Source organism: uncultured Peptoniphilus sp., from assembly GCF_946998875.1.
In the GTDB taxonomy this organism is placed as follows: domain Bacteria; phylum Bacillota; class Clostridia; order Tissierellales; family Peptoniphilaceae; genus Peptoniphilus_A.
Map to the genome: position 1 here is coordinate 1 of NZ_CAMQAY010000033.1, position 10,227 is coordinate 10,227.

The 10,227-nt window shown below is 34.8% G+C and carries 6 protein-coding genes and 1 pseudogene; 2 read left to right on the top strand and 5 right to left on the bottom strand.

Annotated elements, in window-relative coordinates; genetic code table 11:
- On the top strand, positions 1-404 hold a 404-nt coding region (locus Q0U74_RS07145; RefSeq protein ID WP_297393679.1), incomplete at its 5' end, for an S-layer homology domain-containing protein.
- A gap of 100 nt (positions 405-504) precedes the next feature.
- Here the strand turns inward: Q0U74_RS07145 and Q0U74_RS07150 are convergent.
- The 5 genes from Q0U74_RS07150 to Q0U74_RS07170 all read right to left on the bottom strand — a co-directional run bounded on the left by Q0U74_RS07150 (position 505) and on the right by Q0U74_RS07170 (position 9,142).
- Positions 505-1,461, bottom strand: coding sequence for a glutathione S-transferase family protein (locus tag Q0U74_RS07150; protein WP_297393681.1), 957 nt, complete (start codon positions 1,459-1,461; stop codon positions 505-507).
- Positions 1,462-1,610: 149 nt separating this feature from the next.
- Positions 1,611-3,470 (bottom strand): ATP-dependent zinc metalloprotease FtsH, encoded by a 1,860-nt coding sequence (gene ftsH, locus Q0U74_RS07155; protein ID WP_297393689.1) that lies wholly within the window; start codon positions 3,468-3,470, stop codon positions 1,611-1,613.
- Positions 3,471-3,559: 89 nt separating this feature from the next.
- Positions 3,560-4,600 (bottom strand): ribonucleotide-diphosphate reductase subunit beta, encoded by a 1,041-nt coding sequence (locus tag Q0U74_RS07160; RefSeq protein WP_297393683.1) that lies wholly within the window; start codon positions 4,598-4,600, stop codon positions 3,560-3,562.
- Positions 4,601-4,618: 18 nt separating this feature from the next.
- Entirely contained in the window at positions 4,619-7,147 is a 2,529-nt protein-coding gene (locus Q0U74_RS07165; protein WP_297393685.1) for a ribonucleoside-diphosphate reductase subunit alpha, read from the bottom strand.
- Between the two features lie 228 nt (positions 7,148-7,375).
- A complete protein-coding gene (locus Q0U74_RS07170; RefSeq protein WP_297393687.1) occupies positions 7,376-9,142 on the bottom strand; it encodes a copper amine oxidase N-terminal domain-containing protein in 1,767 nt (588 codons plus the stop codon).
- A gap of 706 nt (positions 9,143-9,848) precedes the next feature.
- Between Q0U74_RS07170 and Q0U74_RS07175 the strand changes: the two are divergent.
- Positions 9,849-10,227 (top strand): annotated as a pseudogene (locus tag Q0U74_RS07175) (YfcC family protein); the annotation flags it as partial.

Consider the following 10,227-nt stretch of genomic DNA (forward strand, 5'->3'; position numbering starts at 1 on the left):
TTGTAACAATTTTGGGAAGACTAGGAAATGTTGACACTAAAAAATTTGCTGAAGTTAAGGACAAAAATATCGAAGCAGGCAAATTCTACACTGAATACATGAATTGGGCTGTAGAAAATAAACTTCTTCCAAAGACTTCAAAGGCCCTTGCATCAGAAGTAATCACTCGTGAAGAAATGGCTCACATTTTAGCATCTTATCTAAAATTAAAGGGCGACGACACTTCAACTCTTAAGCTAGTTGTATTTGCTGACGAAAAAGAAATTTCTGACTGGGCTTATGATGATATTCAATTCCTAGCTAATAAAGAAATTTTAAGCGGTAGATCTGGAAACAAGTTCTCTCCAAAGGAAAACTTGACAAGAGCAGAAGTTGCACAAATTATTTCTAAACTTTCAAAATAAAATAAATATTGGTAAATATTCCTTAAAATATTCCTTAAAAAATCCTAGGCGTAAAAACCTAGGATTATTTTTGTTTAAAATTTTTATAAAAATTTAACTCTCAAAGGGAGAAATCAATTTCTGGACCTAGAGGCACTATTTGATTTGGGTTTATCATGTCGTGAGACTTGTAGTAGTGAGTCTTTATGTGGTCTAAGTTCACTGTCTCAGCCACTCCCTCCATGTTGTAAATAAGTCTAGTGTATTTCCAAATATTTTCATAGGAAGTGAGGGGTCTTAGGTTGCACTTGAAGTGAGAAAAATAAACTGCGTCAAAGCGAACTAGAGTCGTGAAAAGTCTTATGTCTGCCTCTGTAAACCTGTCGCCCACTAAATACTTGTTTTTTGACAAGATTTCTTCGATTTTATCTAGGGCAGCAAAGACATTTTTTGCCTCTTCCTCATAAACTTCTTGCTTTGTAGCAAATCCTGCCTTGTAAACTCCGTTGTTGATCCTGTCATAGACAAAGTTGTTTATCTCATCTATATCGCCCCTAAGTTCTTCTGGATAGAAGTCTCCCTCTTTTGCACCTAAGTCATCAAAGGCGTTGTTGAAAATCCTAATTATTTCAGAGGATTCGTTATTTACAATTTTTCCTTCCACTGTGTCATATAAGACTGGCACTGTAACTCTTCCTGTGTAGTCAGATTTTGCGTGAGTGTAAAGCTCATGAAGGTACTTAAAGCCGTGGACCTTATCTTCTGTTGCGCCAGGATAGTCTCCAAAGGTCCAGCCCTTGTCATACATAAGAGGACTTACAACGGAAAGGCCAACTATGTCTTCTAGTCCCTTTAGCTTTCTCACCATAAGAGCTCTTGCTGCCCAAGGACAAGCCAGGGAAACATAGAGGTGGTACCTGCCTGCTTCTGCAGGGTAGGCCTTCCTGCTCTTGTCATCTATTTTTCCGTCCCTTGTAATCCAGTCCCTAAAGGAGGAATCCTTTCTCACAAATTTTCCGCCAGTAGACTCTGTATCGTACCACTCATCTACCCATTTACCTTCAACTAATAATCCCATATTCATCTCCTTTTCTTTCTTTAAAATATTCTAATTATTTGTCTAAAATTTTCTAACTTGTTTCATCTTTACCCCTAGACCTTTTTGGCAATCAAAAAAGGCAGCCTCAGCCGCCTTCTTCTTAATTAAGTTGTTTTTTCTTAATCAAATTATTTTTCTTCATCAAGTTGTTTTTCTTCATCAAAATTTTTATACTTTGATAAAATTTCCATAAACTGCTTGCCAGTAATTGTTTCTTCTTCAAGCAAGAATTCTGCAAGTTCCTTCATGGCATCTCTATTGTCTGCAATTAATTTTCTTGCATTTTCTTGGGCACTCTTTACGATTTCAACCATTAAGTCGTCAATTTCTTTTCGAGTTTCTTCAGAGCAGTTCATGTTTCCATTATCGCCCATGTATCTTGAGCCAGAGTCTTGGAACTTCACCATGCCAAACTCGTCAGCCATGCCATATTGAGTTATCATTGCCCTGGCAGTTTCTGTTGCCTTTTCAATGTCGTTGGCAGCTCCAGTCGATACTTCATTAAAGATAACTTCTTCTGCTGCACGACCACCACAAAGTGTTGTTATGTGGTTTATAAGATCTTCTCTAGTGTAGAGATTTTTTTCATCCTTTGGCACCTGCATAGTGTAGCCAAGGGCTCCTGAAGTCCTTGGTATAATTGTAATTTTTTCCACAGGTTCAGAGCCAGTTTGAAGGGCAGCAACAAGGGCGTGACCAATTTCGTGGTAGGATACTCTCTTTTTTTCTTCTGGAGACAAGATGTCTTGCTTTCTTTGTGCTCCTGCAATTACAACTTCTATGGACTCTTGAATGTCCTCTTGACGAACTCTATCGTGACCCATTCTCACTGCGCGAAGGGCAGCTTCATTTAAAATATTTGCAAGTTGGGCACCAGATGCACCAGCAGTTGACCTTGCAATAAGAGAAAAATCTATTCCATCTTCCATGAGATATTTCTTGGCGTGAACTTTTAATATTTCAATTCTATCCTTGAGTGTTGGAAGTTCAACTCTAATTTGTCTGTCAAACCTTCCTGGTCTTAGTAGGGCTGGGTCTAATATTTCTGGTCTATTAGTTGCAGCAAGCATTACTATGCCAATGTTTCCGTCAAAACCATCCATTTCAGATAAAAGTTGGTTTAGAGTTTGTTCTCTCTCGTCGTTTCCTGAAATGCCTGCAGAATCTCTCTTCTTTCCAATTGTGTCGATTTCGTCTATAAAAATAATACAAGGAGCATTTTTCTTTGCTTCTTCAAAAAGTTCTCTAACTCTTGCAGCTCCACGGCCAACGAACATTTCCACAAATTCAGAACCTGCTATGGAGAAGAAAGGCACATGGCTTTCGCCAGCAACTGCCCTGGCAAGTAAAGTCTTACCAGTTCCTGGAGGTCCCACAAGTAGGGCTCCCTTTGGACATTTTGCCCCAATTCTCGTGTACTTCCCAGGATTTTTTAAATAGTCTACAATTTCAACAAGAGATTCCTCTGCCTCTTCTTGACCTGCCACATCTCCAAAGTTTACAGTCTCGCCATTGGGCTCGTACTTTTCAATTTTCTTTCCGCCGCCAAAGATTCCACCAGGACCGCCAGTCATGCCTGCCATTCTCTTTGTAAGGGCTCTTTGTAAAAAGAAAAATAACAAAATTGGAATTCCCCAAGTCATTACAAAGGACATAAATAAACTTGGCTTTTCAGGAATTTCTGAGGAGTATTTTACATCTTTTTCTTCCAAATCTTTAACAAGGTCTGGGTCTTCCATCTTTCCAGTCTTGTAAATTTTCTTTTCATCCTTTAGGGTGTAAAGAATTTGGTCCTGCCTAAAGTTTACTTCCTCAATTTTTCCCTGGCTAAGATTTCTTCTAAAATCGGAATAAGCTGAGTTTTCCATGCTGTTTTGTGAAAGCATAGGAAGAATCAACCAGTTTAGGGCAAAAACTGCCAAGATGGCAATTAAGTAATATCTAAGTAAATTATATTGAGGTCTTTTATTATTGTCTCTATCTTCCATCATTATCCTCCTAATTTTATTGGGATGAATTAGCTTAAAATTTTTTAATTAAAAAACCGGATACAAGATCCGGCTAAAAATTTATCTTATTAAAGGTCGTCTTCGATTACAGAAGATTTTGAGTAAGCAGATGGCTTTGCTTCAAAAAAGTCTGTCTTAATTTGATTTGGGTCGGAGTATTCGCTGACCCACTTCATGGATTCAGGCTCTTCAGTGTTCTCTTCGAAGAGATTTCCGAAACCTAAATTCCTTGAGCGCAAGTTGCCAAGATACATAATGTAGTCTTCAATCATTTTTTCATTTAGACCTCTAATTTCATCGCCTATGACATACTTACCCCAAGAGATTTCTTCTTCAACACCTTTTTTAAGCATAGCTTTATATTTTTTTATATTTTCATCAGTAAATATTTCTGGATTTTCCTTTTTCATTTCAAGAATAATACTTCTAAAAAGCCAAAGGTGAGTGTTCTCGTCTCTGTTGATGTATCTTATTTCAGAAACTGTGCCAGGCATCTTACCCATTCTGCCAAGGTTGTAGAAGAAGGAGAAACCTGAATAGAAATAAATTCCCTCCAAAATATAATTTGCAATAAGAGCTTTCATGAAGTTGTCAATATTTTCATCTTCATAAAAATCTTGGTACTGGTCGCCAATAAATTTATTTCTCTTTAAGAGCACCTCGTCGTCCTTGTATTGGTAGAGAATTTCTTCCCTCTCTTCTGGAGAGCAAATTGTGTCCAAAATATAGGAATAAGACTGAGAGTGAATGGACTCTTGATAACCTTGGATTGATAGGCACAAATTTATTTCATTTGCCGTTACATAGGATTGAAGTTTTGGAATTTGTGCAGTTTGTAGTGAATCAAGATAGATTAGAAAAGACAAAATTTTGTCGTAGGCAGTCTTTTCATGTACATCTAAAATCCTATAGTCCTTTACATCTTGGGAAAGATTAATTTCCTCTGGTATCCAAAAATTATTCATGGCTTGGCGATACCAGTCGCTAGTCCAGCTGTACTTAAGGTTGTTAAAATCATTTAAGTTTGTTGTGTTTCCGTTAATAATTCTTCTCTTAGATGTTTCAATGTCTCCCTTTTCGTTAAAGAGACCTCTCTTTGAAAGTTTCATAATTCCTCCTATTATAAATTATGACGCACAATAGTCGCAGTCTTCAACTTCTAGCGACTTACTTCTGACATAGTAAACTGACTTTATCTTTTCCTTAGCGGCTTTGATGTAGAGATTTAAAATTTTTCTCATTGTAAAGTCTGTAGTTATATAAAAATTAATTGACTGAGATTGGTCAATGTGTCTTTGACGAATGGCAGCAGCTTCAATTACAAAATTTTGGTCTAGCTCGTGAGCATTTTCGTAAAGCCAAAAAGTTTGTGGAGTCAAGTCTGGTGCAACTCTCGGTAGGATTGAGCCCTTCTTTTCTTCCAAGAAGTACCTATTCATAACTGGGTCAACGCCAGCAGTAGTTGCAGAAATAATGGAAGTAGAGCCTGTTGGTGCAATTGCCATTATATAACCATTTCTAAGCCCATTATTTTTTACATCTTCCCTAAGTTTATTCCACTTGTCATCCTTGTAGTCCCTGATGTCAAAATACTCGCCACTTTGCCAATCAGAGCCTTCAAAGAAGTCATAAGAGCCCTTTTCCTTGGCAATTTCCATGGAAGCAGTGATGGCATGATAATTTATTCTCTCATAAAGATCGTCAGCCCACTTCAAGTGGTCCTCTATATCAGAAAATGCCATGCCAGCCTTGACAAGGGCGTGGTGGTAACCAGATGTGCCAAGTCCAATGGACCTGTACTTCCTGTTTGTAACCTTGGCATAAGGTATTGGATAGTAATTTAAGTCAATTACATTGTCAAGGGCCCTTACTGTTGTGGCAACAATGTCCCTTAAGCCTTGGTCGTCCTCTAGGTCAATATTTCCTAGGACAAGGGAGGCAAGGTTACATACAACAAAGTCGCCTGGTCTTGTCTTTGTGACAATTATTTCTTCTCCGTCAATATTTTCTATAGTGGTGCCAAGAGTTTCAATGGCAGACATATTTTGCATGATTTCTGTGCAAAGGTTGGAAGAATAAATCATGCCCTTGTGCTTATTTGGATTCATTTCATTGACATTGTCCCTGTAAAAGGCAAAAGGAGTTCCCGTTTCTGTAAGGGACTTTATAATAAGTCTAACTAAGTCTTTAACACTCATTTCACGTCTTGAAATGTTTTTATCTGCAATACATTCTCTATATTTTTCTTCCCATTCCTTGCCGTAAAAATCTTCAAGGGAATAACCCTTCTTTTCCAAAACTTCGTGAGGGTCAAACATATACCAAGGAGCGTTGATGTCCTTCTCTGCAAGTTCAAAGAATAGATTTGGATAGCAAATGGCAGGGAAGATGTCATGTGCCTTCATTCTGTCGTCGCCATTATTGGTCCTAAGTTGCAAAAATTCTGGAATGTCCTTGTGCCAAACATCTAAATAGCAGGCAACAGAGCCTTGGCGGACGCCAAGTTGGTCTACAGCAACAGCTGTGTCATTGGCAAGCTTAATCCACCTAATAACGCCACCAGCAACACCCTTAAAACCTCTAATATCAGAGCCAGTTGCACGAACCTTTCCAAAATAAAGACCCATGCCGCCGCCGTGTTTTGAGATTTGTGCAAAATTATCTATGGAGCGATAAATTCCCTTTAAAGTGTCTGGCACTGTGTCGATAAAACATGATGAGAGCTGGTTGTAAGGCTTTCTAGCATTGGACATAGTTGGAGTTGCAACAGTAACCTTTAGTGTAGAATAGATGTCGTAAAATTTCTTTGCCCAGTAAATTTTATTTTTTTCAGGTATGGCAAGGTGCATGGCTATGCCCATGAACATCTCTTGGATGCTTTCCACAAATCTGCCGTCGTGACTTCTTATTACATATCTCTTAATGAGAAGGTCAAGACCAGAATAATTTAAAAGCCTGTTTCTTGAATTATCAATATAATTTTCAAGCTCTAAAATATCTTCCTTAGAATAATTTTCCAAAATATATTTTCCGTAGAGATTTTTTTCAGTTAAGAATTTAATTTTTTCGTAGAAATTATTTATATTTATGTCACGCAAATTTTCTGCAATTTTCTTTTCCAAATCATAATTTAAAAATAGGGCAGCGATAAATTCCCACTTAGGTGAGTCCTTGTCTGTTAATTCACTGGCAGCCTTTATGATTTCAGAAAGATAGGCATCTTGACTTTGGTCCTTTTTCACAAAGGATTCAAACTTGTTGTATAAATTTTCTAGCTCATATTTTTTTGGGTCGTAATTTTTTCTCACAAACTTTAAAATCTTTAGGACATTTTCGTCTGTAATAAAATTAGCAAACCTATCCAAAATTTGTCTTTCTTCAGAATGTCTATTTCTGTAAAGGATGTAGGCCTTTACAACTTCAATTTCCTTTTCATCAATAAGCTTTAATTCAACTAGATCCTGAATTTCCTCAACAGTGGGAGGATTCTTGGGATCATAATTTTTCAAAAGCTTTTCTTTGATGTCGAGAGCGTAACTATTTATAAGCTTGTCATCGTAAATTTTACCAACAGAATCAAAGGCCTTCTCAATGGCATTTTTTATCTTCAGATGGTCAAAAGTAACCTCTCTCTTGTCTCTTTTTAATATTTTCATGAATCCCCCATATAGTATAAATTTTTATAATTTTATTCTAAATACTACTATATATTATCACAAAGAATAGTTTATAAGTAGTCTAATTCTGAAATATAAAAAATTTAGTTCCCATGAAAAATTTTTCTAAACATGAGAAATATTTTCTAAACACAAGATTTATAAGAGGAAAATTACACGAAAAAAATCCCAAGAGTCTTTGCCCTTGGGATAATTTTTTCTTTAAACTTATTTAATTACTGAGAATAAAATTTTTGCTGCTTTTTCTGCAGACTTTTCTGTTTTTTCAGCAACTTTTTCTTCTTTAACTTCTTTATTTTCTTTCTTGTCAGTCTTTTCTTCCTTAACTTCTTCCTTGTCGTCAGCTAAAACTTCTTCCATTTCCTTTTTAACTAGGTCTTGGTATTTCTTTAAAAGTTCAGGATTTTTGTCAAGGTCAGCCTTTGCTGCAAGAATTTTATCAAGCTCTTCGCCTTCATAAAGGTCTTTTAAAGTTTTTACAACTTCTTCGTCTTTAAGGTCAGACTTCATAGAAGCAATCATCTTATAATTTTCTTCTTTTTCAAGTTGAATAAGCTTGTCTGCAAGTTCTTTTTCAGTGATGTTAAAGATGTCAACTATTGGCATTCCTTCGTTTGCATCGTATTTAACCTTGTAACCAAAAGCTTCTGAAACAAATCTTACTGGGATGTAAGTTCTGTCTTTAATAATAGTTGCAGGTGAATCGAGGGCAACTTCTTTACCATTTACAAGAGCTTTTTTAGCTCCAATTGTAAGGACAATCTTATCATTTCCCTTAGTAACTGTTACAGTCTTGTTCTTTCCATTCCAATCAACTTTAGCGCCGATTTTTTCGTAGAAAGTACGAGCTCCAAGCATTGTTCTGTCATTGATGATTTGTGGAAGAGCATCCATATCTTCAAAAGTGATGTCTTCTCCATTTACTCTTACAGTAATAAAGTTTGTATTCACTTCTGGCATTATTAACTTCATATATTCTTCTGTAGTTAATTTCTTAACTGAAGTTGGGAAATTAATTTTTACATTTTCGTCCTTAAGAGTATCAACATTTCCCTTAACAGAAACTTTTACGAAATCAGCAAAGTTAAATGTAAAAGCAAGTTCTTGTTTGCATTTATTTTCTTCAAAAGTAGTTTTTTCAGAAAGGCTTGAACCCTTAATTGTTTCTTTAATTCCCTTAGCAGCTTCCTTTAAATCTTCTGCCTTGTATTCCTTGTTAAGTTCTTTGAAATCTTTCTTTTCTTCTTCACCTAATGGAAGGCCTGCCTTGTCAACAATTTTAAGAGCACTTGTTGAAACAGCGTCCCAATTTTTCATAATGTTATCAGCATATTTAATGAATTCGTCAATAACAGCATCACTTGTAGTGTTTAATGTGTAAGTGTTGCCTTCAACCTTGTAGTCAATTCCTTGCTTAATATCTTTAGATGCAGTGTTCATTAAATTTAATAAATCAGTCTTAAATTCTTCAGAGCTAAAATATTTAGTAGCCTTTGGTGAAAGACCATTTTCTTCATCAGAAATTGAGATGTAGTCTTCCTTGATGTCCTTAAGTCCATCTCCAGCTAGGGCAAAAATGTCCTTTGACATAATAACTTCATTATCTTTTACAAAGATATCCATTTTAATTTTGTCAGGCACATCTTTGTTAAGCCCTGCAATTTCTTCATCTGAACCAGCTTTTTTAGCAATAAGTTCTTTGAACTTTGAGAAGTCCATGTTCATAACAACATGAGCCTTGTCTCTTCCCATTTGTTCGCCAGTAAGGCTTACAGGGAAATTAATTTTTTCAATTTCTCCACTTTCAGGATCTTTAACTTCAACATTGTATTCAAGTTTTCCTGAAACTTTTGCGCCCTTCCAGTCTGCGACCTTTTGAGCTGAATCAAGGTAAGATGTCGTGTTTGCACTACAAGCACCAAGAGTAAGTGCGAATGATAGCACAAGTAAAATAGCTAAAATTTTCTTTTTCATAAATACCTCCTATTTTTCTTTATTGTATTACAATAGAAAAAGCATTTCAAATTAAAAAATTATTACAAAATTTCTTATATTATGGGAAAAACTTTTTAAATCGAAAGTTTTTTTAAAGTAAAACAATTTTTATAGTGTATATACTTTATATCTACACTATAGTCCCGATAAATAAATTTGTCAAGCCTTTTAAAAATTTTTTCAAAATTCAAATTCTTTACTTATTAAAAATTTAATAGATATCCTAATTTAATCTAACAAAAAAAGTATTTGTCTATCAAGAAAGCATAGGACAATTTTTGGTTGCATCATGTTATTTTAATAGCTTTTTAGTTATTGAATAATTATATAAACATCAAAAAGTTGCAATTTATAAGTTTAGGGCTTACAATTATAGTGTTACTTAATTAATTTTTTTAACTTATTGCGAATAATATCTTATAAATAATAAAACATTAATTTTTAAGAAAACGATATCTTGTTTTTTAATTTTCTATGTTTTTTATTGATACATTAAATGTTTTACAATTAGAAGGAGGGAATAAGATAATTTAATATCTATAATAATTTAATTTCAATTGTAACAAAGCAAATAAAATTTATGTAACATAATATTTTGAGATAACTACGTTATAGAGTTAAATAATTGCTAATGTATCAAGAATTTATCAAAGTATAAATATAGAATAAGGAGGTTATAGTTATTATGAAAGAAAAGAAAAAATTTAAACTGCCACATATTTATGTCTTATTAAGTGCAATAATTATTATCTGTACTATTTTAACTTGGATTTTACCAACGGGAGAATTTTTGAGAGAAGCTAATAAAGCTGGAGTAGAAGTTGCTGTTCCAGGAACATACCATTTGGTTGACAGATCACCAGTAGGATTTTTTGCAATGGTCCAATCTTTTTACAAAGGTATGGTAGACGCTGGACCTGTAATATTCTTTGTTTTTATTTCTTTTTCATCTATAGGTTTAATATTAGAAACTGGAGCAATTAATGGTCTAATTGCTAATATTTTGAGGAATTCAAAAGATAAAACTCAAATAATGATTATTCCAATTTTTATTACTTTAATTG

What these genes read in the sequence shown, in the direction of transcription:
- Q0U74_RS07160 (WP_297393683.1), bottom strand. Translation starts at nt 4,600, where the DNA reads ATGAAACTTTCAAAGAGAGGTCTCTTTAACGAAAAGGGAGACATTGAA.
- ftsH (WP_297393689.1), bottom strand. Translation starts at nt 3,470, where the DNA reads ATGGAAGATAGAGACAATAATAAAAGACCTCAATATAATTTACTTAGA.
- Q0U74_RS07150 (WP_297393681.1), bottom strand. Translation starts at nt 1,461, where the DNA reads ATGGGATTATTAGTTGAAGGTAAATGGGTAGATGAGTGGTACGATACA.
- Q0U74_RS07170 (WP_297393687.1), bottom strand. Translation starts at nt 9,142, where the DNA reads ATGAAAAAGAAAATTTTAGCTATTTTACTTGTGCTATCATTCGCACTT.
- Q0U74_RS07165 (WP_297393685.1), bottom strand. Translation starts at nt 7,147, where the DNA reads ATGAAAATATTAAAAAGAGACAAGAGAGAGGTTACTTTTGACCATCTG.